Origin of the sequence: Nucisporomicrobium flavum (assembly GCF_016464385.1) — a bacterium.
Classification (GTDB): Bacteria; Actinomycetota; Actinomycetes; order Mycobacteriales; family Micromonosporaceae; genus Actinoplanes; species Actinoplanes flavus_A.
In genome coordinates this window covers 186,212-211,048 of record NZ_JADMLH010000011.1, presented here as the reverse complement: position 1 = coordinate 211,048, position 24,837 = coordinate 186,212, and the positions used below count along the sequence as shown (strand labels likewise).

Below are 24,837 nucleotides of genomic sequence, written 5' to 3'. Positions count from 1 at the left end.
CTCCTGGCGGAATGTGCCCGTACGGTCCGGTGCGCCGAGCAAACCGCGAAGGCGGGTGCACGGTCTTCATCCGCGGCGAGGGAACGGGCGGCGATGGTCACCGGGGCGGTGCAGTCCACGCCGCACCGGTACGCGCCCGGTAGGCGGTGACCGCCTCGTCCAGGGTCGCGAAGAACCGCTCCGGGCCGAGGGCCGCGGTCAGGCCGTACCGGTCGATCTTGCGCCGCACCGGGTCCTTGAGCTCGGCCCACATCAGCGACGTGCCCTGGGCGTCGAGCTCGCCGACGAGCGCCTCCAGCATGTCCCCGGCGGTGGTGTCGACGTCGGTGACCGGCTCGGCCGCCAGCACGATCCAGACCGGGCGCGGGTCGGTACGGGCCAGGAGCCGGATCTGGTCGCGGAACACCCGGGCGTTGGCGAAGATGAGCGGGGCGTCGAACCGGAACAGCACCAGGCCGGGCAGACTCTCGGCGTCCGGGTACGAGCGCACGTCGTGGTAGCCCGGCACGCCCGGCGCCCGGCGCAGCTGCGTCTGGTACGGCCACCACACCCGGCGGAACACGTTGAGCACGGACAGCCCGACCGCGACACCGATGCCGGGCAGCACGCCGAGCAGCGCCACCCCGAGGAACGCGGTGATCGACACGAGCGACTCGAGGCGCCGATGACGCCACAACCGCACCGAGCCGGGCAGGTCAGCCAGCGACATGGACGCGGCGATCACCACGGCGGCGAGCGCCGGCTGCGGCAGGTCCCGCAACAGTCCGGGCGTCAGCACCAGCATGACGACGATGACGGCGGCCCCGACGATCCCGGTCACCTGGGTACGGGCACCGGCCTGTTCCGCCACCGCGGTCCGGGAGCCGCTGGTGCTGACCGGGAAGCCCTGGAAGAAGGAGGCCGCGACGTTGGCGGCACCGACGCCGATCATCTCCTGGTCGGCCCGGATCTCCTGACCCGTGCGGGCCGCGAACGACGACGCGGTGGAGATGGTGTCGGTGAGCGACACGATGGTGATGCCGACGGCGCCGGCCAGCAGCAGGACGAGTTGTGACCAGGACGCGTGCGGCACGGTGAGGGGCGGGAAGCCGCCCGGCAGCGGACCGACCAGGTCGACGCCGCGGCCGCCCAGGTCGAGCAGCCACGTCGCGGTGATCGCGGCGACGACGGCGACGAGAACCGCGGGGAGCTTGGGCAGCCAGCGCTGAAGCACGAGGATGATCGCGAGGGTGAACACGCCGACCGCGCAGGCCGCCGGCACGGCGTCGCCCGAGGCGATCCCGCGCAGGAATCCGGCGGCCTCGCTGAGGAGGCCCTCGCCGTCGACCGAGAACCCGCACAGCTTGGGCAGCTGACTGACGAAGATGGTGACCGCCAGACCGTTCATGTAGCCGATCTGGGTGGGCTTGGACAGCAGGTCGGCGATGAAGCCGAGCTTCGCGATCCCGGCGACGGCCATGGTCACGCCCACCATCAGCCCCAGCATGGACGCCAGCGCGATGGCCACCGCGGGGTCGCCGCCGGAGCCGACGGTGGCGACGAGCACGGCGGCGATCATCGGGCCGAGGGACGAGTCCGGACCGACCACCAGGATGCGCGAGGCGCCGAAGACGGCATAACCGAGCAGGCCGAACACCGTCGTGTAGAGCCCGGTGATCGCCGGCAGGCCGGCGAGTTCCGCGTACGCCATGCCCTGCGGCACCAGCAGACTCGACAGGACGAGGCCGGCCACGACGTCCTTGGGCAGCCACGCCCGGCGGTAGGTCAGCACGGTCTGCACACCGGGCAGCCACCGCCGGACGCCGCCACCGGCGACGGGGCTGCCCGTGCCGGTCACCGCCGGCTCCATCGCGGCCCGACGACGAGCCACTCCGTCTCCCACGAGCGCAGGCGGCGGCGGTCGAGCCGCCAGACGACGATGCGCCGGACACCGCCGAGGAACGCCGCCAGCGCGGTGACGGCCAGCGTCCCCGCGACCGTGGCGTCGATGCCGGGGTTACGCCATCGGGGCCGGGGCACCTCGCTCCCCTGCTCGTCGATCCAGACGGTGACCGTGCTGCCGGCCCGCGTACCCGCCGCCACCTCGCCCGTTCCCGAGCGGACCGCGCCGTCCGGGCCGGTCCAGCGCACCGCCACGGGCACGTCCGGCGAGTCCGCCGACGTCGCGCCGGCCTCGGCGTAGGCGCCGGGCGCGTCCTCCACCGAGACCGCCGCCACCGGGCGATGGTGCTCGCGTTCCCACTCGCCCGCCCGCACCTGGGCGGTGTACGTCGTGGTCGCCGCCCACCAGCCGAGCCACGGCCCGGCACCGAGCGTCGCCACGATCATCACCAGGGTGAGCCACGCCTGGACCGTGTCCGAGCGACGGCGCAGCGGGGACCGGCGCCACGGCATCCGGCGGGCGGTTCGCCTCCACATTCGAGCTCCCCTGTCACGAGTTGCCGTACGCATCGACGACCTCGCCCCCGTGCGCGGCCACCGCGTAGATGACGACCACGGCCATGGCGATGGCCGTGACCGACCACAGCGGGTAGAGGCCGATGAAGGCGAAGTTGACCAGGGCGGCGACGCCGCCCAGCAGGACGGCGGCGATCCGCGCCCAGGCCCGCCCACGGACCAGGCCGACGCCGGCGACCATCGCCACGCCCCCGAGGACGATGTGGAACCAGGCGAGGGCGGTCAGGCTGACCGGCAGCAGCTGGTCCGCGCGCCGCGACACCAGCGCTTCGGGGTGGAACAGCGCCACGAGCCCGGTCCCGGCGTGCACGGCGCCGAGCATCACGAGCATGACCCCGCCGAGCAGGACGAAGCCGACCCACGCGGTCGCCTCGCTGCGGTCGACGCCGGTGTACGGCGCGCCGGGCGCCGGATCGGTCCGCGACATGGCGTCTCCTCGTCCTCAGCAGGTGCCCGACATGGCGTCACCGAGGCTGCGCAGCCCGGTCTGGAGCGTGCCCATCGCCGTACGGACGGCGCTGACGTGGGCCACGTCGGGCGTCTCCCGGGCCGCGGCGACGGTGGCCGACACCTGGTCGGCGGCGGTCCTCACCGCCTGCACCTCGGGCGCCCACTGGGCAGCGGCGTCGGTGAGGAGCTGGCGGACCTCCACCTGCAACTGCCGGAGCTGCGTGGTGAGCGACGTCAGGCCGTTCTCGGCCACGTTCGCGTCGCGGATGTGGTGCATCGTCGTCTGGACGGCGGCGAGGCTGTCGCACACCGGCGGCTGGTCCGCACTGCATCCGCCGAGGCCGAGCGTCGCGACCGCCGTGACGGCGGCGATCCGGGGAGTCATCCATGTCATGGAGCGAGCCTCGTTTCTCCGGTTCCGGCGAAGCGTCATCACGCGGGGATGAACACCCGCGGAAGGGGGATGCCGGTCCGCCACCTCGCGAACCGGCATCCCTTCGGAGGTCCGGCGTCTCGTCCCAGGTCCTCGCCGGAGACCGGACGAGCGCCGGGCCGGTCAGGAGGCGGAGGGCGCGGACGAGCTCGCCACCGTGTCGGCCTGCGCGTCGCCGTCGGCGCCGTGCAGGGCGGCCTGAAGCTCCGCCTCGGTCTCCTTGGGCAGCGACGACTTGAGCACCGTGCCGCCGAACTGCGCCAGCCCCTCGATGGCCTTGTCGGGGGTGACGTGCTCGACCACGAGGAACAACGCCGACGTTCCCGGCTGCAGCATGTCGCGCACCTGCGACTGGAACTCCTTGTTGATCGCGCCCTTCGTCATCTTGCCCATGAGCGCGCCCAGCCCGGCACCGACGGCCATCCCGAGCACGGGGATGAAGAAGAGCATGCCGAACAGCAGCCCCCAGAACATCCCCCAGGTCGCGCCGCCGCCCACCGCATGGTGGTTGGTCGTGACGTGGAACTTCCCCTCCCGGTCGCGGATGATGGCCGCGATGGCGTCGGGCTGGATGATCAGATCCTTGGCGAGACGTTGCGCTTCCAGCGACGCGGCCGTCGCGGTGGTCTCGTCGGGGTAACCGATGGCCACGAGTGTTGCCATGATTCCTGCACATCCCTTCGCTGGTCTGCACCGGCAGGTCGCGTCTCCGGCGTCGGACCCAGTCAGCCACGCCGGCGGCCCGCCGGCCTCATTCCGGACGAATGAAGCGGCGGCCACCGCAGGGGCCCCCGCCGGGCGGCCCCGCCGGCCCGGCCCGGGCGTCACCCGTGCGGGATGAGGTGGTCCGCCCGCATCCAGCCGGAGGATCGGCACCCAGGGAACCTTCGTCCGTCACAGGAAAGAGGTGGCAGCAGATGGCTGTCGGGCCGGTCCAGCTGATCGTGCTGGGCTTCAACCATCCGGACTTCCACGGTGAGGTCATCGCGGAGCTGGAGGAGCTCCGGAACAGTGACACCGTTCGGGTCATCGATGCGCTCGCGGTCTACAAGGACGCCCGCGGCGAGATCGAGGTCGAGCACCTGAGCAACCTGTCCACCGAGGAGGCCGTCGAGCTCGGCTCCAAGATCGGCGCGCTGATCGGTCTCGGCATCGAGGGCGAGGCCGGCATGGAGGCCGGTGCCGCCGCCGGTGCGGAAGCCGCCGCGTCGGGCCTGCAGGCGTTCAGCGACCAGGACGCCTGGGACATCCTCGCGGAGATTCCCGACGACTCCGCCGCGGCGCTCCTGCTCATCGAACACCACTGGGCGGTGCCGCTGCGCAACGCCATCGCCCGGGCCGGCGGCTACCGCATCAGCGACGGGTTCATCAGCCCGTTGGACCTCGTCACCATCGGCCTGGCCACGGCGGCGGAGGCCAAGGAACTGCACGACATCGAGATGGCGGCGGCCTGAGGCCCGCCGCGGACGGACAGGAGGTGCACATGTTCGGATCCCGTCGGGTGGCCCGGCGCACGGCTCGTCGCACAGCGCGGCGCGTGTCGCGGCGCCGCCGCCACTGAACCAACGCCGTACGGATGCAGCCGGGGCACGAGTCCCCGGCTGCATCGGCGTGTCCGGGCCACGGAGGAACTCCTCGTTTCATCCGTCGCGGGTGGGGCGCCGGAGCGCAGCGCGGGCGACCGTGACGACATGACCATCACGGATCCAGAGCTCGTAGCCACCACTGCGGACGCGCCGGCCGGCGTCCGATCACCCCGGCGATCGCTCCTGCTGTGGGGCGACACGCTCGTGGGTGCCGCCATCGCGGCCGAGCAGGCCACCACGGGCGTCGTAGCCGGTCTCCGCCGGGGCGCGGCGCGCCGGGCGCAGCGTCTCAGCCGGCTCGCCGACCGCGGCGCCCTGGCCCGGGAGGACTGGCGCCGGCGGGCCGAGGACGTGACCCGGGCCGCGGTGACCACGGTCGCGACGTCGCCGGTGGTGGACCGCGTCGTGGACCATCAGCTCGAGCGCGTCCTGCGCCCCATCGTGCTCGCCGTCCTCGACGACGTCCTGCTGCTGCTCGAGAAGGAACCGGAGCGGATACAGACGCTCATCCGCGGGCAGCGCGAGACCATGGTGGACGAGCTGGTCGGACGCCTCCGGAGCGGTACGGAGGCCGGCGACACGGCGGTCGACCGGCTGACCGCCCGGATCTTCCATCGCGGCCCCCGCCCCGATCCGCCGCCGCCACTCGACCTGTGACCGCCACCGCGCCACGGGCGTACGCCGGAGCGGTCAGCCGCGCGGTCGCGTACCTGATGGACGTCCTCGTGGTCGGCGTGCTGTTCACCGGCGGTGCCGCGCTCGTCGGCGTCATCGCCGCGGTCGTCGGCGCCCGGTGGAGGGACATCGCCCCGGCCGCCGCGGTGTGCGTGGCGGTGCTGCCCGCCCTGCTCGCCGCGTACTGGGCGCTGTTCTGGGCGCTGGCCGGACGGACGCCGGGGATGGCGGTGCTGGGCATGCGGGTCGTCGCCACGGGTCGCCACCGGCTGTCCTGGCCGGCCGCGCTCGTACGGGCGCTGGTCCTGGCCTACTTCCCGATCGGCGCCGTGTGGTCCCTGGTGGATCGGCGGCAGCAGGGCGTCCACGACAAGGTGGCGCGCACCACGGTGGTCCGCGTGCCGTGGCAGCCGAGGCGCCCGCCGGCGCGGTGACTCATCCGGCCCTCGGGAAGCGGTGCGCGACACCGGTGTGCCATCCGGCCGGGCCCTGCCGGCGCTCCTCGACGAGGATGGACGTCCGGTCGACGCGGATCACCGTCCAGGACCGGGGAGTACCGCGGGTACGCCGGCTGACGGCCGTGCCCGCGACCACCTCGACCGGCCGGTGCGCGGTGTCGTCCAGGTCCATCAGGCCCGCCCGGGGCACGTGGGTGTGGCCCGCCAGCACCAGGTCCACCCGCGCGGACGCCAAGGCCCGCAGGAACCGGCCGCGCCCGGCGATCCGGCCCGGTCCGGCGGCCCGCGGCGGGTGGTGCAGGGCCAGCACCCGGACCGCGTCGGCCGGGGCCGAGCCGAGCACGGCGACGACGGCGGCACTCTGCCCCCTCGTCACCCGGCCGCTCTTCCACCGCCAGCGCGGCGTGCTCTGCAGCCCCAGCGCGGCGAGGCCGTCCAGCCGTACGACGGGATCGAGGTCCGCCCGGACGAAACGCTGGTACCGCCGGTACGGGACCAGCAGCCGCCGGACGCTGACCAGCGGGATGTCGTGGTTGCCGGCCACCACCAGCGCCGGTCCCGGCAGCCGGTCGAGCAGGGTCCGGGCCTGCCGGAACTGCCCGGTCCGGGCGCGCATGGTCAGGTCGCCCGTGACCACCGTCAGCGCAGGGCGTACGGCGGCGACATCGGCCGCCACGGACGCCACCGCCTCCGGATCGTGCGCCCCCAGATGAAGGTCGGACAGGTGGGCGATGACGAGCCCGGCCGCACCGTCGCCTTCACGCATGGCACCCTCCCGGACGGCTCGCCCACTCCCTGCATTGTCGTTGCGGGCGGGAGTCCCGGCCTCACCTCGGCGGGGTGAGGCGCCCCGGGGCGGGGACGGCGCACCCTCGGCCTCAGCCCACGCCGGATCGTGCGTCCGGGCAGGAACCAGTCAGGAGGATCGCCGTGTCGACGTCCAGGCAGCGCCCCGTCATCCCCGCCGGCAGGTTACGGCACCCCGCCGAGCTGCCGTTCACGATCTTCATGATCCTGCTCAACGTGCTCATCATCGGCCTGATCGTGCAGGCCGCGGTGATGCTGCCGGGCCTGCCCGAGCGACTCCAGGACACCGGCTGGGCCACGGCGGTGCGCAGCGCCCTCATCGGCCTGCTGCTGCTCGTACCCGCGCTGATCGTGGTCCGCGAGACCCAGCGCGCGTCGGTGCGCGGGACCGCGGTGGAGCTGTCACCCCGCCAGTACCCGGAGCTGTACCGGACGGCGGACGACTTCGCCCATCGGCTCGGGCTCAAACGCCGCCCGCAGATCTATCTGAGCAACGGCAACGGCACGCTGAACGCGTTCGCGGCACAGGCCACCGGGCACGACTACGTCGTGCTCTCCAACGAGCTGTTCGTCAACCTGTACCACGGCAACCGGAGCGGCCTCCAATTCATCCTCGGGCACGAGCTCGGCCACATCCGGCTGCACCACGTGTCGCTGTGGTATCAGCTCGCCGTCGCGTACTCCGAGCGGATCCCGCTGCTGGGACCGGCGTTGTCGCGGCTGCGGGAGTACTCGTGCGACCGGCACGGCGCCCACCTGTCGCCGGCGGGCATGACGGGCCTGATCCTGCTGGCGTCCGGGCGGCACACCGAGAACGTGGTCGATGTGGACGAGCTGGTCCGCCAGGGCCGCGCGCTCAAGGGCTTCTGGGTGGGACTCTCCCAGCTGCCGCGGTCCCATCCCTTCACGGTGCGCCGGCTGGAGCGGCTCTACCGGCTCGGGCTGTTCCACGGCCGCATCCGGGAGGCCGAGACCGAGACACCGGTGTGAGCCGCGCGGCAGGGGAACGTCATTCACGCAGGATGAGCCCGCGAGGGCCGCCCTGGGCGAGGCTCGGGGCCAGGCGGTGAAGAGGAGGACCATGATGCCCGCGTCACCACCCCCGGCGGAGCTCGCGGCGGCGTACGAACAGGCCCTGCACGAGCTCGCCGCGCTGCGGCGGGAGCAGGCCACCCTGGCGCGCAAGCTGATCTCCGACCGGGACCTGCGTCCGTGGCAGGTCGAGCTCCTCAAACTGCAGCGCCACCTCGAGGCCGAGAACCTGCGGATGATCGTGCTGTTCGAGGGGCGGGACGCGGCCGGCAAGGGCGGTGCGATCCGCCGGGTCACCCGGTACATGAACGAGAAGCACTACCGGGTCGTGGCGCTAGGCCGGCCCACCGAGGAACAGCGGTCCCAGTGGTACTTCCAGCGGTACGTGGCCCAGTTCCCGACCGGCGGGGAGATCGTGCTCTTCGATCGCAGCTGGTACAACCGCGCGATGGTGGAACGGGTCTTCGGATTCTGCAGCCGCAAGGAGTACCGCGACTTCCTGTGCGGTGTGACCGGTTTCGAGAAGGACCTCGTCCGGCAGGGCACGATCCTGGTGAAGCTGTACTTCAGCGTCACCAAGGAGACGCAGGCACGCCGCTTCGAGCGCCGGCTGACCGATCCCCTGCGCCGGTGGAAGCTCAGCGAGATCGACCTGCAGGCGCAGAGCCGCTGGGACGACTTCACCGACCGCAAGTACGAGATGTTGCTGCGTACCGACACCAGGGCGGCGCCCTGGCTCATCGTCCGCTCGAACGACAAGCAACAGGCGCGGCTGAACACCATCAAGGTCATCCTCAACGCGGTGGACTACAAGGAACGCAACCCCGACCTCGACCTCGCTCCCGACCCCCGGATCGTCGTGCCCGGCCGGGACGAGATCGCCACGATGCAGGCCGAGTTCCGGAGCAACGGCAGGTTCACCGGATGACCGGCCGACCGGGGGTGCGACGAGGGGAGAAACCATGCTCGAGGCGTCGTACCAGGTCAGGGTCGCCGGAGTCATTCCGGACGAGCTGCTGTCGGAGCTCCGCGACCTGACCGTCAGCGTGGAACCGCCGGAGACCGTGCTGCACGGCTCGCTGCCGGACCAGTCCGCGGTCGTGGGGCTCATCTCCCGCATCCACGGACTCGGGCTCCGCCTCATCGAGGTGCGGCGGCTGCCGGCCGAGGAGGGCCCGGAGCCGCAGCCGGGCCCGTACCGCTGAACCGGCCGGCATGACCGCGCCGGCGCCTCAGCCACCGGCGGGACGCGGCTACGGGCTCGTCCTGATGCTGATCGTCGCGACGTACGTGCTGGCGCTCGTGCCCGGCGTACGGTGGGTCCCGGCGGTGCTGCTGCTCGTCCAGACCGGGACCGTGTGGCAGGCGCTGCGCGTGTCCCGCGCCCGTCCCGTCGTCCGGCTCGTGTGCGCCGCCGTGGTCACCCTCGCCGTGGTGGCGGCGGCGTTCGCCCTGCTGGTTCCCGGCACGGCGCTGACCGGGCTGAGCTTCCTGGCGGCCGGCGGCCTCTACCTCGTCGCACCCGTCTCGATCGTCCGCGACCTCGGCGGGCACCGCCGGGTCGATCGCGGCACGATGCTGGGTGCCCTGGCGGCCTACCTGTTCATCGGAATGGCGTTCGGTTTCACGTACGCCTGCGTTGCGGCCCTGCAGCCCGGCCCGCTGTTCGGCGACGCGGGTGATCCGGCCCTCCCCCAGGCGCTGTTCTTCAGCTTCGTCACCCTGACCACGACCGGCTACGGCGATCTCGTGCCCGCGACCAACCCGGCGCAGAGCATCGCGGTGCTCGAAGCCCTGCTCGGCCAGCTCTTCCTGGTGACCGCGGTGGCCAAGGTGGTGGAGAATTGGCGGCCCCGCGGCTGGCGGCAGGCGGACGACGGATCCGGCGGTCCCGCCGCACCGCGCTGAGCCGGTTCAGGCCCGGTCCCCGAACTTCTCCAGCCACCGGACGAGCTGGTGGTGCACGGCGTCGGCGCCGGTCAGGTCACCGTCCACGGGCCACTGCTGCGGATGGATCAGCACCGGGCGTTCCTGCCATCCGCCCAGTCCACCGTGGCACCCGATCAGGTCCTCGAACGCGGCGACCTCCTGGGTCACCGGGTCGTACACGCTGTTGACCACGATGTCGCCGGTGTGCGGCAGCCCGTCGTGGCGGCGCAGGTCGGCGGCGGCGTGCGGGCCGTACCCGGCCAGCGGGTCCTCGCCCTCGACCCGGTCGCCGGTCAGCAGCCGACGGCCCGACCGGCCCAGGACCACCGGGCCGAGCCGGCGCGACCGGACCATGACCCACCCGATGCCGGGATGGCCGGCGAGACCGGCCAGCAGCCGCGGATAGTTCTCCTCGATGTACTCCATGCTCGCCCGGCCGGGCACCCGGGCCAGGTACACCAGGGCGAGGTTGCCCGACGCGGCCACCACGAATTCGGGCCGCACCGGGGCCGGGACATCGAGGGCCGGGACATCGGGGGCCGGCTCCGGCGCGGGGCGCACCAGCACGCCCCGCAACGCCCCGACCCGCCCGGCGTGCTCATCGTTGCGGCCGGCCGCGACAGCCGGGCCGTCGGCACAACTCAGCTGCCGCACCAGCTCGTCCACGGTGATGCCGTACCGCTGGGCGAAGGTCGCACCCTGGCTCTGGCCGTGGTCGGAGACCACGACGAACCGGTACGGGCGCGGCGCCGCGAGGGCCACCGCCTCCAGCGTGGCGAGCACGTCGTCGATCCCCTCGAGCGCCGCCAGCGCCTCCGGACGGGTCGGCCCGGCATGGTGGGCGATCTCGTCGTAGTCGACGAAGTCGCAGTAGACGGCCGGCGCGCCCCGCATCACGTGCTCGGCGAGGATGGACAGGTTCAGGTGGCGCAGCAGCACGTTGGTCAGCCCGCGCAGCATCACGTACGAGGCGGTCCGCGCGGTACGCGGCTGCACCCGCCGCAGCCGCTGCCGCCGCGCCTGATGCAGCTCCTTGACGATCTCCCCGGCGGTCAGGAACAGCGACCGGGTGAGACCGAACGGGTCGAGGAGGTACGCGGCGACGTACCGCGCGGGGCGGCCGGACGCCGCCCGTTCCCCGATCGTGCTCATCGTCAGCAGGCTGGTCGGCGCGTCGCCGGAGAACACGTTGCTGACGCTGACGCCGCCGTCGGCCAGCAGGCCACGACCGTCGGAGAGCCGGGACTCGACCAGCGCGCTGTCGCGTGGCCGGTTCGTCACCACCAGCCGGCCGGTCTCCTTCTCGTACCACCGGAAAGCCGGCACCTGCGCGCTGGCACCGTGCAGCAGCCCGGCCTGGCTCGCCGGGGTGGTCGCGGGCAGCCGGGCATGCCACTCCACCAGGGTGTGGCTGCCCGAGCCGAGCCACCGCGCCACCGTGGGCAGGGCGCCGGCGGCCAGCGCCCACCGGGCCAGCGGCGCGGACAGTCCGTCGATCTGGATCAGCACCACACCCGGGACGTCGCTCGTGGTCGCGGCCCGCCGGAAGCGGCGGTTGACCCGCAGCAGATGCCGGACGACCATCCCGGGCCGGCCCGCGGTGACCACCCAGAGCCCGGCGCTGACCAGTCCGGCGTAGACCCAGGAGGCCCAGAACGCGCTCCAGAAACCGGCCACCTGAAGACCGGGCGTCACCGACAACGCGACTTGGAGCAGCAACGCCTGACCCAGCAGCCAGCCGCCGACCACCCCGGCCCAGCCCGCACGGGTGAGCAGCACCGCGGCGGCGGGTCGCAGCGCCGCGCCGAGCAGGCCCAGGACCAGCGCGGCGAGCAGCACTGCGGCGCCGTCGACCGCCGTGATCCCCGGTACGACTGCGATGGTGACGGCCAGCGCGGCCCAGCAGAGCAGCACCACCGCCACGACCGTGGACGCCCGCGAGGCACGCCGGGGCTCTACCGCGCCCGCGCTCACGGGGCCCGGCCGCTCGTCACGGGCGGCGCCGCGTCGTGTCCGCCGGGCGAGCGCCGCAGCCGCGTGGCCGCGACCGGTTCGTGCAGGCCCCCGGCCTTGAGCGACCCGCTGTGCGCGCCGTACCGGGCGGCCCAGGGCCCGGCGCTCACGCCGTGGGCCACCACGCTGAGCAGCACGGTCAGCACGATGGCGGCGACGGCGGGGCCGGCACGGTCGCCCAGCTCCTCGACGGCCAGCAGGGCGAAGACGACGGAGGCGAGCCCGCGCGGGCCGAACCAGCCGACGAACAGCACGGTCCGGCCGCCGAGGCGGGACCCGATCAGGCTGAGGGCGACCGGCACCATGCGGACCACGGTCAGGCTCAGGACGGCGTACAGCAGCAGCGCGACGTCGACGCGGCCGTACAGCACCGGCACCGCGAACGCCCCGAACAGCAGCCAGACCAGGAGCGAGGCGAGGCCCCCGGTCTCCTCGACGTAGAACACCTCCCGCGGCCCGCCCCGCCCGGCCACCTGCCCGAACGCCATGCCGCCGGCGAAGGCCGCCACGAACCCGTTGCCGTGGCCGGCCACGGATGCCGCGTACGCGATCAGGGCCAGCGCCAGCACCGCGGGCCCGGCGAAGCTGTCGTCCGTCCAGCCCCGACGGCCCGCCGCCCGTAGCAACCAGCCGCCGCCGGCGCCCACCGCCGCGCCGATCAGCGCACCGCCGAGCAGTTGCAGCACGGCGGGCAGCACGAAGCCGCCCTCGTGCCCGGGAGCCGCTGCGGCCCCGGCGAGCGCCAGCATGACGACCGGTGTGACGATGCCGTCGTTCAACCCGCTCTCCACGTTGAGCAGGCGCCGGATCCGGGCCGGCACCGCCGGATGGGTGATCACGACGGCGCCCAGCGCGGCGTCGGTGGGTGCGAGCGCGGCCCCGATGAGCAGGGCGTACCAGGGCAGCGGGGCGTCGAGCAGCAGCCAGGCGGCGCCGGTGCCGGCGACGACGGTCAGCGGGAGGGCCAGCCCGAGGAGGCGGCCGTACGCTCCGGCGTCACCGCGCAGCTCGCGCAGCCCGACACGGGAGGCGTCGCAGAACAGCACCCAGGCGAGCGTGACCTCCGTCAGCACGGTGACCCCCGCGGGGCCGGCCTCGGCGTGCATGCCCTGCGCCAGCAGCACGCCGACGCCGACGAAGGCCATCGGTGCGGTCAGGTCGGCGCGTTCCAGCCTCGCCGAGAACGCCCCCCAGGCGAACACGACGGCCGCTACCACTGCCAGAGCACCCGAGGTCACACCCCATTCGAGCGCGGCACGGCCCCGGCCGGATCGTCCGTGGCGGGTGAGCAGCGCCGCCCCGCTCCCGCCGGACCGGACCGGCGGCGGGAGCCGTTCACCCGCGCCGGATGAGGTGCTGCGGGCCGTACGCCGACGACGCTCGACCTCGAGCGGCCACCGTGCTGCACCCGACGAGGAGGGACGCCATGACGGCGATGTACCAGTCCGCGACGCCCCCGTCGCGACCGGCGGTCAACGCGGGCCGGCTGTGGGCCGGAGGAGCGGCGACCGGGGTCGTGGCGTCGCTGATCGCGGTCGTCGGGATCCTCATCGGCCGCGGGCTCTTCGGCGTGGCCGTGCTGGCGCCGAAGGGCGCCGGGGTGTGGGGCGACGCCAGGACCGGGTGGTACGCCCTCGGCGCCGCGACGCTCAGCCTGGTCGCGACCGGGCTGATGCACCTGCTCCTGCTGTTCACCCCGCGTCCCATGCTCTTCTTCGGCTGGGTCATGACGCTCGCGACCGTGACCGCGATGCTGGCGCCGTTCATCACCGAGGAGGACTTCGGCTCGCGGTTCTTCACCGCGGGGCTGAACTTCATCCTCGGCGTGGCCATCGGTTCCCTGGTGGCCGGCTCCGCGCATGCGGCCATGCGCCCGGCCGCGGTTCCGCCGGTGACGCGGCCGTACCGCTGAGCGTGCCGGCCGCAAGCGACCACGGAACGGACGGCGCCATGACGGCGGACCTGGCGGGGCAGCCGTCGCGGCGGGCGAAGTCCGCCCACGAGGTACGGGAGGCCACCGCCGCGGGAATCTACGGGATCATCGTCAGCGCGGCCGTGCTGGCGACCTCGCACGCATCGACAGCCGTCGCCACCGTCGTCACGGTGCTGGTCACGCTCTCGGTCTACTGGGCCGCCGAGCGCTACGCCCGGATCCTGGCCGAACGCATCCACGAGGGCCATCGTCCCCGGTGGGAAACGGTCCGAACGCAGCTGACCAGCGGCTGGGAGATGATCACCGCTTCCCTGTTCCCGCTCGGCGTCCTCCTCGTGGCGCGGCTCGCGGGGACGGCACTGCGTACGGCGATCATCGCCGCGCTGGTGTGCGCCACCGTCCTGCTCTGCCTGGCCGGCTGGCGGATCGGCCGGTACGGGCAGCTCTCCACGCTCGAACAGGTGATCTCCACAGCGGTGGCGGGGCTCTTCGGCATCGCCTTGATCGTGCTGAAGGCACTGCTGCACTGATGCGCCGCGCCGGAGGGAGCACGCGGATGGGAAGCCGGCTCAGCATCCACGGGCATTCGTGTGCCCCCGTACTCCTCATGTTCCCGTTCGGTCTGCTGACCGTCGCGATCCTCCTGGACCTGTTCGACGTGCTCGGCGGGCCTCGGCTCGTCGGCACCCTCGCCTACTGCACCGTGGCGGTGGCTCTGGTGGGGGGAGCACTGCGGGCGCTCGCCGTGCAGATCAGCGCAGCGGCCGCCGGCGACCGGGCGGAACGGCAGGCCACGGCCCAGCGGCTTCTCCTGGACGCAGCGGTGCTCCTCGTCTTCGCGGTGATCCTGCTGCTGCGCATGCGCACGCCGGAACGCACGGTCGGGCCCGGGCTCCTGGTGATCGAGGTCGCCGGACTGGTCCTGGCTGTCGCCGGAAGCCTGGCACCAGCCGTACCGGGCACCCGGCCGACGCGCGGGAGTGAGGAAACCGTGCTGCTGGCGCAGATCCTCGACCGGCCCGGACATCGATGACATCGACGGTGACAGTCCGAAAGAGAGGGACCCGATGAGAGCCCATCGCCATCACACCAGCTGGTCGAAGCGAATCGCCGACGCCCGCGCCGTGCTCCGCGGGCGACCGCCCCGGTTCGACTACGGCCTTCTCGTGGTCATGCCGTTCATCGCGGCGGCGGGCGGCGTCCTGATCTCCCTGGCGATCGAGGATGCGGTCGAGCGTCGCCGGGCGCACCGGCCCGGACACGACGGGGCCCGGCGCACGGGGACGGGCTCCACCATGCCCCTTGCGGAACGCTCACTCCCGGCGGATGAGGCGCCGGCCCGGGCGACGACCGAGACTTGAGCTGCCGGTCCGGTTCCGCCGAGGGGGTGTGAGCCGGGTTCGCCGCAGGCGCCGGTGACCCCGCGCCGAACCGATCACAGTCACGCCGAGACGCCGGGTCGCCGCTGCTTCGTGAACCCGACGGAAACGCTGCGGAACCGGGCCGGCACCGGCCGGCGACCGGGATCCACGGCCCGGTCGTGACCGAACGTGCCGCTCAGGCGTCTGCGGCGCCCATCCGGGATCCGCGGACGATGCGGCCGGCGACCCCGGCGTCCCGGGCGATGACCTCCCCCAGCACCGCGGTCACGAGCAGGCAGAACGCCATGACGTAGAGCCAGCCGATGTACGTGAACGCCAGGCCGATGGTGCCGTAGCGGTCATAGCTGGTCTGGAGTGCCCGCGGCAGGTAGACGCCGCCGACCGGACGCACCACGAGCATGACGCAGGCGAACGCCAGACCACCCGGCAGCAGCATCCGGGCCGGCACCGCACGGCTGAGCAGCAGCACGGGCAGGAGTACGGCGATCGCGCAGTCGGCCGCCAGCAGGAGGGTGCCCGACCACAGGCGAGGCCGGGGCAACCCGGCGGTGAGCCAGCCCGACAGCCGCGTACCGACCAGCAGCGCAGCGACCACCATGACGGCGAGGAGCCACCGCCAGGCGGCGCGCGGACCGCTCGGTAGCCGACGCACCTCCCACACGGTGCCGTAGGCACGGGCGAGCGCCCGGGCAAGGCCGGTGGACGACAGCAGCACCACCAGGATGCCCACCACGCCGAACGCTCCCGCACCGCGATCGGTCAGGGTCTCGTCGATCAGGTGCCGGGACGATTCCGGCATCCGGGCCAGGGACGCGAACCGCGCCACCTGATCCGCTCCGAACAGCGCCCCGACCATGATCAGGATGGGGAAGAGCGAGGTGAACGCCTGGGCGGCGAGCGTCATCGCCCGGTCGAAGACCTGCACCCGGACCAGCCCGGAGGCGGTCCCGACCAGGATCCGGCCGCCGGACCGGTGGGCGACCCAGGCGACCGGCGGGCGCACCGGCCCCGGCACCGCCCTCAGGAAGCGGTCGGCGCGCTCCGGCTCCCGGCCGCCGTGACCGGACGGCACGCCCACCGGTCAGCGCCGTCCGGGCGCCGGCACGCCACGGGCGCCCCCCCGCGAACCGGCCTGGCCGGCCGAGATGAGCGACCCGATCCAGCGCGTCCGCGGGTCGATGTCGACCAGCAGACCCTTGGTCAGCAGGCTCAGCGGGATGGCCAGCAGGGCGCCCAACGGCCCCAGCACCCAGGTCCAGAACACCAGCGACAGGAAGGATGCCGTGGCGGACAGGCCCACGGCATCACCGACGACCTTCGGCTGGATCACCGACTGGATGACGAAGTTGACCGCGCTGTACAGCAGCACGACCGTCATCATCAGCGGTACGCCGCCCTCGAGCAGACCGAGCAGCGCCGGCGGCACCAGGCCCACCACGAACCCGATGTTCGGGATGTAGTTGGTGATGAACGACAGCAGCCCCCACAGCACGGGCAGCGGGATGTCCAGCGCCCACAGCACCAGCGTGTCGATGACCGCGACGACGAGCCCGAACAAGGTCGAGACGAGAAGGTACCGCCGGGTGCCGCCGGCGAAGGAGCGCAGCGCCCCGGCCACCTCGGGGCGCTGGACCGCGATCCTGCCCAGCCGTACCGGGAAGCCGACGGCGTCCAGGCAGAGGAACAGCAGGACGGCGAGCAGGAAGAAGGCGTTGGATGCGGTGGCCAGCAGGCCGCCGAGGAAGGTCTGTGCCAGGTCCGCCACGGCACCGGGACGGATCGGGTCGGTGATCCCGCCGGCGTGCTGGGGGTCGACGCCCAGGCCGGCCAGCGTCCGGGCCGCGCCGGCCTGCAGATCGGCGAGCCTGTCCTGGTACTGCGGCAGCAGGGCCACGAGGCGGGAGACCGACACGGCGAGCGCCCCACCGAGTGCGAGCAGCACCAGATACACGGTGACGATCAGCGACGCCGCCGCCAGCCAGGCCGGTGCGCCACGGCGGATCAGCCAGGTGCTGAGCGGGCTCGCCGTGACGGTGAGCATCAGGGCGAGGAACACCGGTGCCAGGATGTCCGCGAAGATCCGCAGCCCGGCCACCGTCACCACCGCCCCGGCGAGCCCGAGCAGGACGACCAGCCCGCGCGGCAGACCCACCGTGCCGGTGCCCGCGCCACCGTTCGTCCCGTTGACATGCCCCCGGACGCGCAGCGCCGGCCGGCCGTACCTTGCTGTTGCCCGGCCCACCGGCGCCTCCTCCGTCCGGATCCGGCGGGTCAGGACTGGCCGGCTTCGCGGCCGTGCACCGCGAGGGCGTAGATCACCAGGACGTCCATGGCGATGATGATCGTGCTCCAGATCGGGTACGCGGACAGGAAAGCGATGTTCGCCAGGGCGCTGATCACCGCGATCACGATCCCGAGCACCCGGGCCCACATCTGCCCCGCCATGACGCCGATACCGGTGGCCACCGCCACCAGCCCGATCAGCAGATGGGTCCAGCCCCACGCCGTGTAATCCACCTCGAAGACGAGACCGCGCGGGCTGACCAGGTAGTAGTCCTCCCGGAAGATCGCGACGAAGCCCTGCATCGTCTGGAATCCGCCGAGCATCATCAACATGATGCCGCCGAACAGCACCACGCCGACCCATGCCGTCGGCCGTGGCCGACCGGGGACGTCGTAGGGCTCGTCCATGTCGTACGAAGGCTGCCGCGGCGTACCCGTGGTGCTCTGCTGTGTGTCCGACATGCGTGTGCCACCTTTCGTCCGTCAGGTGCGGCGCCGGGGTACCGGCGCCTGCGGGAGATCGTTGATCGCCGCGGCCATGTACGGGCCGACCACCTTCATCCGGTCCTCGGTCGAGGCGGCGACCTCGATCAGCGACCCGTCCCAGATCCGCAGCACCACCCCGAGCGGGGTGCGGCCGCACAGTCGCGGAGCCTCGAAGACCAAGCTGTGCACACCGTCCACCGGCGACTGGGTGCGCAACGGGATGTCCCGGGCGAACACCGGACCGCGGCGTACGAGCAGCACGTCGTCCTCCCACAGCGCCCACATCGGCCGGGACCAGCGCCGGCCCAGCGCCGGCCAGATCGCGGACCGGTGACACCGGACCCGCAGCCGGCACCGGAACGCGTCGCCGGAGTCGCGGAAACGCTGCAGGCTGCGCCGTGCGGCCACCCTGGTGGCCAGCACCGCGAAGAACACTCCGAGAGCCAGCACTATCAGCACGGCCGGGCTCCTTCCGCTGGCTTACCCGGCAAATGCTCGCGGTGTGGCACCTGCCGCGCACCATCCGCGGCGAGTGAGTCGCCCGGCCCTGCGGATGCCGGCCGGGAACCGGCCGATCAGATCAGGCCGAGCGCGCGGGCCCGGCGCACCGCCTCGTTGCGGCGGGACGCGGACAGCTTGCGGAGGATGCTGCGGACGTGCGTCTTCACCGTGTTGATCGACACGAAGAGCCGGGCCGCGATCTCCTCGGTCGGCAACATGGCCGCGATGCCCTCCAGGACCTCCATCTCCCGCCGGCTCAGCGGCTCGACCAGCACCGGCCCGGTGTCGGCCGCACCCGGCCGGTCGGCGCCGCGCGCGATGCCCTGGAGCACGCGGTGCTGCTCGGCGAGCTCGTCATCGTCGCGCAGAAGCCGTCGCAGCTGCGCCCAGACCTGGTGGACGGCCCGCCGTTGCGCCTCGGGGATGGCGTGCCGAAGCGCGTGCCCGAGCGCCTCGCGTGCCTTCTCGGGCTCCCCGTCATGGGCCGTCACGGTCGCCATGACGAGCCAGGCCTCGATGACCACCGGTGACGGTATGCCCACCGCGCCCAGGACCGGTCCGAGCACCTCCCGCGCGCGATCGCGGTGGCCGGCCGAGGCCAGGGCGGCGGCATGCATCACCGCGCCGCCGGGCAGGCCGGGCGTGGGCAGACCCTCGATCACCTCGAGCGCTTCACCGGCCAGGCCCATGGCGATCATCAGCCGGGCCCGCGCGAGGATGATCTCGTGAGCCAGCCAGCGTGGCGCCCGCCCCCCGACCTGGTGATCGGTGTCCTCGAGCAGCTTCGCCGCCCCTCGCAGCTCGCCCCGGGCCTGCAACCGCCTCGACTTGACCAGGGCGTACGCCGCGGTTGTCAACGGGTCGGTGTCGGGGCGGCGACGCTGGTCGGCGATGCGCAGATGGCGGCCGGCCTCGTCGACGTCGTACCGCTCCATGGCCACCCAGGCCAGAGCGACGTGGGCGGTGACCGATGACCGGTCCGGCTCCGTACCGCATCCGTCGGCGAGGCCGACAGCCTGCTCGGCCAGCCGTCCGGCGTGTCCCAGCCTGCCGCGGTAGGCCTCGATGACCGCCAGATGTTCGAGGCATCGGATTCGCGGGTACCGGGAACACGGGTCGGTGTCGGCCGCCGCTCTGGTGAAGGTGACCGCAGCGGCGTCGATCGCCCCGCTCCGGCTCTGTGCCCTGCCTATCCCCGCCATCAGCAGCACCGCCAGTTCGGGGTGACGCGCGAGCTGCTCGGGAGGCGTCTCGGTCAACGCCTGTTCGACCGCGGAGCAGCAACTGAGGACCTGCTCCGCGGTGCCGTGGGCGTCGGCGAGCATGACCCGCAGGAGCAATTCGGACAGGACCACGGCGGAGTCGTCGCCGGCAGGGCCGGGAACGGCCTGCTGAAACCGGCGCAGGTGCTGCGCGCACTCCTCGGCGGATCCGTCGCACAGCGCCAGCGCGGCAGCGACCAGGGCTGTCCGGGGTGTATCCCGATCCGCCGGCAGATGCTCGAGGAGCCTGCCAAGCAGGCCGGCCCGTCCGTCGAGGACCAAGCGGCCGATCGCATAGTGATCGACGATGACCGCGGCGGCGGTGTCCCAGTCGCCGGCCTTGACCGCATGCCCGACGGCATCCACCGTCTGGCCGCGCTCCGCGAACCATTCGGCCGCTCGCCGGTGCAACGCACGCAGCCGCTCCGGCGCCGCGCAGAGCAGCTGGGCTCCCAGAAGCTCGGCGAAGAGCCGATGGAAGCGGTAGACCGCGGAGAACTCGGCCACGGGCTGGACGAACGCGTTGCGCCGTTCCAGGTCGGCGATGATGCTCCGGGCCTCGGCCCGGCCGGTGACCGCCTCGGCCAGTTCGGCGGTGAAGGTGTCGAGCACGCTGATCTCCAACAGGAACGACCGCACCTCCGCGGGTAGCGTGCGCAGCACCTCGTCGAAGAAGTACTCGGCGATCGTCGCCTCGTTCCCGGTGATGGTGTCCACCACGCTGTCGGCGTCGGGCCGGCCTTGCAGAGCCATCGCGAACAAGCGAAGCCCCGCAGCCCAGCCCTCGGTATGCTCCAGCAGCGATGTCAGCTTCGCCGGGCTCAGCTGGACGCCGTGCTGCCCGAGGAGCTTGGTGGCCTCGTCGGCGGTGAAGGCCAGGTCGGCGCTGCGGATCTCCAGCAACCGGCCGGCGAGACGGTACCGGTGCGTCGGCAGAGGCGGATCCCAGCGGCCGATCAGAGTCAGCCGGAGCACGGGAGCCGTGTGCCGCAGCACGAACTCCAATTCGGTCGCCCACTCGGCGCCGTCCAGGTCCGACACGCCGTCGAGCACCAGCATCACGGGGGTGTCCAGCCGGTTCAGCTCGGCGACGAGCCGGACCAGGAAGGACCGGTCCACCGGCGCCCGGGCGGTCGAAGGCCCGAGCGACGATGACATCTGCAGGCCGGCGTGCCGCAGCGCCTCGACCACCACCGTCCAGAAGGGAAGCGGAGGACCGTCCTCCAGGTTTATCCAGGCCACCGTTCTCGTCGCCGTCGCGTCGGCGACCCAGGAGGCCACGAGCTGGGTCTTTCCGCTGCCCGGCGGTCCGACAACCATGGTCAGCGGCGCGAGGCTGTGCCGTAATCGGTCCAGCAGGCGCGGCCGCGTGACCACGAAGGGCGGCCGGTCGGGTACGTCGAATTTGGATCGGAGCAGCAGCTCGTCGAGGTCGATCTCGTCGGTCGTCGGTACGTTCGCGGGAAGCTCGGCACGCACGGGATCCCCTTCCGTGGCGCGGATCAGAACCCCACCCTCCCCACCCACCCGGCGGCGTCGCATCCTCCGGATCGGATAGTCCGGCCATCCGCGAGGGATGAGCCGGCACTCTGCACCACGGGGAGTCCGGCGGCACCGGGCAGGCACCGGACCGGCGAGCACAGCCGTCGGCCGGGATCGTCCAGGACCCGCGCCGGCCGGCGTGGTCGTCCTGGTTCATCCACCGGGTATGAGGCATCCGTCCCGGACGGCGGGCGACGCTGCGGGAAGAACCCGCACCGACGGAGGCGACATGACCAGCCATGCCCGATCACCGGCCGCCATACAGATACCGTCCACGCCGTCCCGTCCGGCCCGGCACTACTGCACGATCACCCGCTCACTGCTGCGGTCAGCGGTCGGCCGGGGCGTCCGGACCCGCCGGCCGTTCGGCCGCCGCGAGCCGCCCGGGCCGCTCGCCGTCCTCCGAGAGGACCCGTTCGAGGTCGACGCCGCACTCGTCGAGCTGATGCAGAAGACGCCACAGCTCGTCGGTGGACAGACGACCCCTGATGGTCGTGCGCCGGGCCACCGCCACACAGCACAGATCGGCGAAGGCGGTCCGGAGCACCGGCCCGAGCAGGCCCTGGACGTGGATCTCGTAACGGACATTCATGGCGTCGGCCCCCAGATCGGTCGGCTCACGGTGAACACGAGGCCCATGGTGCTACCGATCCGCGCCGGCGCACGTCATCCAAGCCGGGTGGGCCCGGCGCACAGAGATCCGCGAAGGATGTTGCCACGGCGGTGCATCCATGATGGCCTGCGGTGGGTCAGGATCAAGGATTCATCAATGCGTAGCCGGTGGGGTTGGCGTCATCCGAGCGCCGAGCCCCCCAGCGGTCCGACACAGAACGACCCCCGCGGCCCGTGTGCCGGATGCCTCGACCACGCCCGTCGCGTGGTGGCAGCTCCCCGCCCGGTACGCCGCGGGACGTTGCCGAGGGGGAGCTATGACATGGCACAACGGGGACGCGACCCGGGTGCGGGCGGAGCCGATGGCGGCCGGGCCGAAGTTCGCGCGCCCACATGTCGGTCGTTCGAGGCTCTTCCGTCCGCGCCTCATCGGGAAGCTGGACGGGGGGACGCGCGGGCTGTTGACGCTGGTCAGCGCCGGTCCGGGATGGGGCAAGACCACGCTGGTGGCGGCCTGGGCGGCCACCCAGCGCGTGCCGATGGCCTGGCTGACCCTCGACCGGTACGACAACGATCCTCAGATCTTCGCGGCGGATGTCGTCGCCGCCCTGCGAGCGGGCACACCTGCACCGGCCGGGGAGCAGCCCGGTGACGCCGACGCGGCGCTGGACGACGACGTACGCACGATCCGGGGTCTGGGCCGGGTGCTCGGCCGGCTCCGGACGCCGATGGTGCTGATCCTGGACGACTTCGACATGATCGAGGACCACGGGTTGCTCGCGGAGCTGGACGGATTGCTACGGGCGCAGCGCTCCCCCGTCCGCATGGTGTTGATCAGCCGGTCGGAGCCGGCCCTCCAGCTGCACCGGCTGCGAGCGGCCGGCGAGCTGACCGAGATCCGCGCCCATGATCTCGCGTTCACCGCCGAGGAGGCGGCGGAGCTGCTCGCCGGTCAAGGGCTGAACCTGACGCCCGACGAGGTCACGACGCTGGTCGAGCGGACCGAGGGCTGGGCGGTCGGCCTGCAGCTGGCGGCGGCGTTCGTCTCCGGTCCGCACGGCCGGTCCGTCGCCGAGTTCGCCGGCGACTTCCAACCGGTCGAGGATTACCTGTCCGAGGAGCTCCTGGCGCGCCAGACCCCGCAGTTCCGGACCTTTCTGCTGTACACCAGCATCTGCGAGCACCTCTGCGCCGACCTGGCCGACGCGATCACCCTGGGAAACACCGGGCAGCGCACCCTCGAACGGCTCGAGCAGGTCAATCAGTTCGTCGTCCGGCTGAACTCCCGGCCCTCCTGGTTCCGCTATCACCACCTGATCCGCGACATGCTGCGGCATCGTCTGGCGGTGGAACGACCCGGCCTGCTTTCCACGCTGCACCGGCGAGCCGCCGGATGGTACGCCGAGCAGGGCTCCGTCCTCGACGCCTTCGGACACGCGGTCTCCGCGCAGGACTGGGAGTACGTCGGCCGGCTCGTGGTGGACGCGGCGCCGATGGTCCTCTCGCGCGACCGCCGGCGCCTCGTCAAGGTCATCGAACAGATCCCGCCCGGCGAGTTGGCAAGCACCGCCGAGCTGGCGGTGTGCGGCGCGATCCTGCTGTTCAACGCCGGCGACTACCCGGGGATCAGGGAGCAGCTCGGTGAGGCGCAGAAGCTTCTGGCGGGACGGCCGGAAACAGATCGCCGGACGGTCGAGATCGCCATCCGGGCCCTGCGGGGAGCGGTGAACCGGGTGCAGGGCGACATGCCGGCGATGCTCGCCGACACGACCAGCCAGCTGACCGAGCTCGCCCAGGTGCCGCTCGCGCAGCTGCCTTCGACGTTGCAGTACCGGGCCATCGCGTTGAACAACAGCGGCGTGGCGCTGCTGTGGACCGGCCGCCCCGCGGCCGCCGAGCGGTACCTCTCCGTGGGCGCGGCAGCGGCACACGCCGCCGGCCTCGACCTCGTGGAGATCAACGCGATCGGGCATCTCGCGTTGCTCGAAGTGATGTTCGGGTCGGTCCGTGAGGCGGAGAACCTGGTCAGGGACGCGCACGACCGGGCGCGGCGGGGTGGCTGGATGGATTCGCTGCAGGTGGTCGCCGCACACCTCGCGGCCGCGCTGGTGGAGCTGGAGCGGGTCCGCCCGGCGGCCGCCGAACGAGCGTTGCAGCAGGCTGTGCGGGCCCATCGCAGCGACCCGGAAGCGGTGCAGCGGAAGCTGTCGCTGGGCGTCAGTGCGCGGCTGGCGATGGCCCAGAACCGGTTGCCCAGCGCGCGGGTGTTCCTGGACGAGGCGAAGAAGCAACGGTATCCGATCGGCTGGATGCCCACGATCGATCGGTGGCTGCTCACCACCGAGTCCGAGATGGATGTGCTGTCCGACCGGGCAGACCGGGTGCACCAGCGGTACGCCGCGCAGGCCGGTCACGGCACGCTGACGCGGCCGGAGCGGAACCTGCTGATCCGCGCCGCACTGGCCACCCGCGACCTGGCGGCGGCCGAGGCGGTGCCCCCCGAGCCGGGCTCGCTGATGTCGGAGACGGTGGCGAACGTCGAGGCACACATCCTGGACGCTCTGGTGTCCGAAGCGGACGGCCGGGGCCTCGAGGCCGCAGAGATGCTCGGCCGGGCGATCGCCCTGGCCGCACCCGAGGGGATCCGGCGCCCGTTCCTCAGCCTCGCCGGTGGCCGGCTCGGTCCCCTCCTGACCCGGCAGAGCCTGACGGCCGCCGACCATGCGCCCTTCATCACCGACCTTCTGCACCTGATCGGGACGGGCGGCCCGACGGGCACCCCCCGCGTCATCGCCGGCACGCTCAGCGATCGGGAGGCCGAGGTGCTCCGCTATCTCCCGACCATGCTGACGGCCGCGGAGATCGGCGAGGAGCTCGGCGTGTCGGTCAACACCATCAAGGCGCACATGCGCGCGATCTACCGCAAGCTCGGTACCCCGCGGCGACGTCAGGCGGTCGTCCGGGCCCGCGAGCTCGGCCTCATCTGACGGCGAGGT

Annotated in this window: 26 protein-coding genes; 12 read left to right on the top strand and 14 right to left on the bottom strand. The window is 72.7% G+C overall.

The annotated features are described in order from the left end of the window. Nucleotides 1–97: 97 nt before the first annotated feature. The 5 genes from IT780_RS25760 to IT780_RS25740 all read right to left on the bottom strand — a co-directional run bounded on the left by IT780_RS25760 (nt 98) and on the right by IT780_RS25740 (nt 4,003). The gene (locus IT780_RS25760; protein ID WP_307831375.1) at nt 98–1,870 is read right to left on the bottom strand and encodes a SulP family inorganic anion transporter; all 1,773 of its coding nucleotides are present in this window, start codon (nt 1,868–1,870) and stop codon (nt 98–100) included. Beyond that, a complete protein-coding gene (locus IT780_RS25755; protein ID WP_199514239.1) occupies nt 1,834–2,418 on the bottom strand; it encodes an Rv1733c family protein in 585 nt (194 codons plus the stop codon). The genes IT780_RS25760 and IT780_RS25755 overlap by 37 nt, the downstream gene beginning before the upstream one ends. Nucleotides 2,419–2,431: 13 nt before the next feature. Beyond that, nucleotides 2,432–2,884 (bottom strand): DUF7144 family membrane protein, encoded by a 453-nt coding sequence (locus IT780_RS25750; protein ID WP_199514238.1) that lies wholly within the window; start codon nt 2,882–2,884, stop codon nt 2,432–2,434. 15 nt (nt 2,885–2,899) lie between these two features. Then, a complete protein-coding gene (locus tag IT780_RS25745; protein WP_199514237.1) occupies nt 2,900–3,301 on the bottom strand; it encodes a hypothetical protein in 402 nt (133 codons plus the stop codon). Between the two features lie 162 nt (nt 3,302–3,463). After that, a complete protein-coding gene (locus IT780_RS25740; protein ID WP_199514236.1) occupies nt 3,464–4,003 on the bottom strand; it encodes a DUF1269 domain-containing protein in 540 nt (179 codons plus the stop codon). A 254-nt stretch (nt 4,004–4,257) separates the two neighbouring features. Here IT780_RS25740 and IT780_RS25735 point away from each other — a divergent pair, with 254 nt between their 5' ends. From IT780_RS25735 to IT780_RS25725, 3 genes are all read left to right on the top strand, one after another. Continuing rightward, entirely contained in the window at nt 4,258–4,794 is a 537-nt protein-coding gene (locus IT780_RS25735) for a hypothetical protein (protein ID WP_199514235.1), read from the top strand. A 237-nt stretch (nt 4,795–5,031) separates the two neighbouring features. Continuing rightward, nucleotides 5,032–5,583 carry a hypothetical protein gene (locus IT780_RS25730; protein ID WP_199514234.1) on the top strand — a complete coding sequence of 184 codons (552 nt, stop codon included), beginning with the start codon at nt 5,032–5,034 and terminating at the stop codon, nt 5,581–5,583. Next, the gene (locus IT780_RS25725) at nt 5,580–6,035 is read left to right on the top strand and encodes an RDD family protein (RefSeq protein WP_307831374.1); all 456 of its coding nucleotides are present in this window, start codon (nt 5,580–5,582) and stop codon (nt 6,033–6,035) included. The genes IT780_RS25730 and IT780_RS25725 overlap by 4 nt, the downstream gene beginning before the upstream one ends. A 1-nt stretch (nt 6,036) precedes the next feature. Here the strand turns inward: IT780_RS25725 and IT780_RS25720 are convergent, their stop codons facing one another. Next, a complete protein-coding gene (locus IT780_RS25720) occupies nt 6,037–6,825 on the bottom strand; it encodes a metallophosphoesterase family protein (protein WP_199514233.1) in 789 nt (262 codons plus the stop codon). 164 nt (nt 6,826–6,989) lie between these two features. On the opposite strand from IT780_RS25720, the gene IT780_RS25715 reads away from it, so the two are divergent. From IT780_RS25715 to IT780_RS25700, 4 genes are all read left to right on the top strand, one after another. Beyond that, entirely contained in the window at nt 6,990–7,856 is an 867-nt protein-coding gene (locus IT780_RS25715) for a M48 family metallopeptidase (RefSeq protein WP_307831373.1), read from the top strand. A 91-nt stretch (nt 7,857–7,947) separates the two neighbouring features. Further along, nucleotides 7,948–8,826 (top strand): polyphosphate kinase 2, encoded by an 879-nt coding sequence (ppk2, locus tag IT780_RS25710; protein ID WP_233413490.1) that lies wholly within the window; start codon nt 7,948–7,950, stop codon nt 8,824–8,826. Nucleotides 8,827–8,860: 34 nt separating this feature from the next. Continuing rightward, the gene (locus tag IT780_RS25705; protein ID WP_199514232.1) at nt 8,861–9,103 is read left to right on the top strand and encodes a DUF8691 family protein; all 243 of its coding nucleotides are present in this window, start codon (nt 8,861–8,863) and stop codon (nt 9,101–9,103) included. A 10-nt stretch (nt 9,104–9,113) separates the two neighbouring features. Further along, nucleotides 9,114–9,806, top strand: a complete 693-nt coding sequence (locus IT780_RS25700; protein ID WP_199514231.1) for a potassium channel family protein — start codon at nt 9,114–9,116, stop codon at nt 9,804–9,806. Nucleotides 9,807–9,812: 6 nt separating this feature from the next. Here the strand turns inward: IT780_RS25700 and IT780_RS25695 are convergent, their stop codons facing one another. Further along, a complete protein-coding gene (locus IT780_RS25695) occupies nt 9,813–11,744 on the bottom strand; it encodes an alkaline phosphatase family protein (RefSeq protein WP_307831372.1) in 1,932 nt (643 codons plus the stop codon). Between the two features lie 53 nt (nt 11,745–11,797). Next, complete coding sequence (locus IT780_RS25690; RefSeq protein WP_199514229.1) at nt 11,798–13,078, bottom strand: cation:proton antiporter domain-containing protein; 1,281 nt, start codon at nt 13,076–13,078, stop codon at nt 11,798–11,800. Nucleotides 13,079–13,266: 188 nt separating this feature from the next. Here IT780_RS25690 and IT780_RS25685 point away from each other — a divergent pair, with 188 nt between their 5' ends. The 4 genes from IT780_RS25685 to IT780_RS25670 are packed head-to-tail and all read left to right on the top strand — an operon-like array spanning nt 13,267 to nt 15,134. Next, entirely contained in the window at nt 13,267–13,752 is a 486-nt protein-coding gene (locus IT780_RS25685; protein WP_199514228.1) for a DUF6069 family protein, read from the top strand. Between the two features lie 38 nt (nt 13,753–13,790). Beyond that, nucleotides 13,791–14,303 carry a hypothetical protein gene (locus IT780_RS25680; protein WP_199514227.1) on the top strand — a complete coding sequence of 171 codons (513 nt, stop codon included), beginning with the start codon at nt 13,791–13,793 and terminating at the stop codon, nt 14,301–14,303. 26 nt (nt 14,304–14,329) lie between these two features. Then, nucleotides 14,330–14,806, top strand: a complete 477-nt coding sequence (locus tag IT780_RS25675) for a DUF2231 domain-containing protein (RefSeq protein ID WP_199514226.1) — start codon at nt 14,330–14,332, stop codon at nt 14,804–14,806. Between the two features lie 34 nt (nt 14,807–14,840). Next, complete coding sequence (locus IT780_RS25670; protein WP_199514225.1) at nt 14,841–15,134, top strand: hypothetical protein; 294 nt, start codon at nt 14,841–14,843, stop codon at nt 15,132–15,134. Between the two features lie 196 nt (nt 15,135–15,330). Here IT780_RS25670 and IT780_RS25665 read toward each other — a convergent pair whose 3' ends face one another. From IT780_RS25665 to IT780_RS25640, 6 genes are all read right to left on the bottom strand, one after another. After that, on the bottom strand, nt 15,331–16,233 hold the full coding sequence (locus IT780_RS25665; protein WP_199514224.1) for a YihY/virulence factor BrkB family protein: 903 nt from the start codon (nt 16,231–16,233) through the stop codon (nt 15,331–15,333). A 3-nt stretch (nt 16,234–16,236) separates the two neighbouring features. Further along, nucleotides 16,237–17,397 (bottom strand): AI-2E family transporter, encoded by a 1,161-nt coding sequence (locus IT780_RS25660; RefSeq protein ID WP_307831371.1) that lies wholly within the window; start codon nt 17,395–17,397, stop codon nt 16,237–16,239. Nucleotides 17,398–17,426: 29 nt separating this feature from the next. Next, entirely contained in the window at nt 17,427–17,900 is a 474-nt protein-coding gene (locus IT780_RS25655) for a DUF7144 family membrane protein (protein ID WP_233413489.1), read from the bottom strand. 21 nt (nt 17,901–17,921) lie between these two features. Next, nucleotides 17,922–18,383: a hypothetical protein gene (locus IT780_RS25650; protein WP_199514223.1), complete on the bottom strand. Its 462-nt coding sequence runs from the start codon at nt 18,381–18,383 to the stop codon at nt 17,922–17,924. A 116-nt stretch (nt 18,384–18,499) separates the two neighbouring features. Beyond that, nucleotides 18,500–21,166 carry a winged helix-turn-helix domain-containing protein gene (locus tag IT780_RS25645; RefSeq protein WP_307831370.1) on the bottom strand — a complete coding sequence of 889 codons (2,667 nt, stop codon included), beginning with the start codon at nt 21,164–21,166 and terminating at the stop codon, nt 18,500–18,502. Nucleotides 21,167–21,557: 391 nt separating this feature from the next. After that, on the bottom strand, nt 21,558–21,821 hold the full coding sequence (locus tag IT780_RS25640; protein ID WP_199514221.1) for a DUF8691 family protein: 264 nt from the start codon (nt 21,819–21,821) through the stop codon (nt 21,558–21,560). A 337-nt stretch (nt 21,822–22,158) separates the two neighbouring features. Here IT780_RS25640 and IT780_RS25635 point away from each other — a divergent pair, with 337 nt between their 5' ends. Next, complete coding sequence (locus IT780_RS25635) at nt 22,159–24,828, top strand: winged helix-turn-helix domain-containing protein (RefSeq protein WP_199514220.1); 2,670 nt, start codon at nt 22,159–22,161, stop codon at nt 24,826–24,828. Nucleotides 24,829–24,837 lie beyond the last annotated feature (9 nt).

Coding starts and splice junctions, on each gene's coding strand:
- IT780_RS25685 (WP_199514228.1), top strand. CDS start 13,267: ATGACGGCGATGTACCAGTCCGCGACGCCCCCGTCGCGACCGGCGGTC.
- IT780_RS25700 (WP_199514231.1), top strand. CDS start 9,114: ATGACCGCGCCGGCGCCTCAGCCACCGGCGGGACGCGGCTACGGGCTC.
- IT780_RS25735 (WP_199514235.1), top strand. CDS start 4,258: ATGGCTGTCGGGCCGGTCCAGCTGATCGTGCTGGGCTTCAACCATCCG.
- IT780_RS25750 (WP_199514238.1), bottom strand. CDS start 2,884: ATGTCGCGGACCGATCCGGCGCCCGGCGCGCCGTACACCGGCGTCGAC.
- IT780_RS25680 (WP_199514227.1), top strand. CDS start 13,791: ATGACGGCGGACCTGGCGGGGCAGCCGTCGCGGCGGGCGAAGTCCGCC.
- ppk2 (WP_233413490.1), top strand. CDS start 7,948: ATGATGCCCGCGTCACCACCCCCGGCGGAGCTCGCGGCGGCGTACGAA.
- IT780_RS25670 (WP_199514225.1), top strand. CDS start 14,841: ATGAGAGCCCATCGCCATCACACCAGCTGGTCGAAGCGAATCGCCGAC.
- IT780_RS25705 (WP_199514232.1), top strand. CDS start 8,861: ATGCTCGAGGCGTCGTACCAGGTCAGGGTCGCCGGAGTCATTCCGGAC.
- IT780_RS25720 (WP_199514233.1), bottom strand. CDS start 6,825: ATGCGTGAAGGCGACGGTGCGGCCGGGCTCGTCATCGCCCACCTGTCC.
- IT780_RS25635 (WP_199514220.1), top strand. CDS start 22,159: ATGACATGGCACAACGGGGACGCGACCCGGGTGCGGGCGGAGCCGATG.
- IT780_RS25755 (WP_199514239.1), bottom strand. CDS start 2,418: ATGTGGAGGCGAACCGCCCGCCGGATGCCGTGGCGCCGGTCCCCGCTG.
- IT780_RS25740 (WP_199514236.1), bottom strand. CDS start 4,003: ATGGCAACACTCGTGGCCATCGGTTACCCCGACGAGACCACCGCGACG.
- IT780_RS25745 (WP_199514237.1), bottom strand. CDS start 3,301: ATGACATGGATGACTCCCCGGATCGCCGCCGTCACGGCGGTCGCGACG.
- IT780_RS25730 (WP_199514234.1), top strand. CDS start 5,032: ATGACCATCACGGATCCAGAGCTCGTAGCCACCACTGCGGACGCGCCG.
- IT780_RS25640 (WP_199514221.1), bottom strand. CDS start 21,821: ATGAATGTCCGTTACGAGATCCACGTCCAGGGCCTGCTCGGGCCGGTG.
- IT780_RS25675 (WP_199514226.1), top strand. CDS start 14,330: ATGGGAAGCCGGCTCAGCATCCACGGGCATTCGTGTGCCCCCGTACTC.
- IT780_RS25655 (WP_233413489.1), bottom strand. CDS start 17,900: ATGTCGGACACACAGCAGAGCACCACGGGTACGCCGCGGCAGCCTTCG.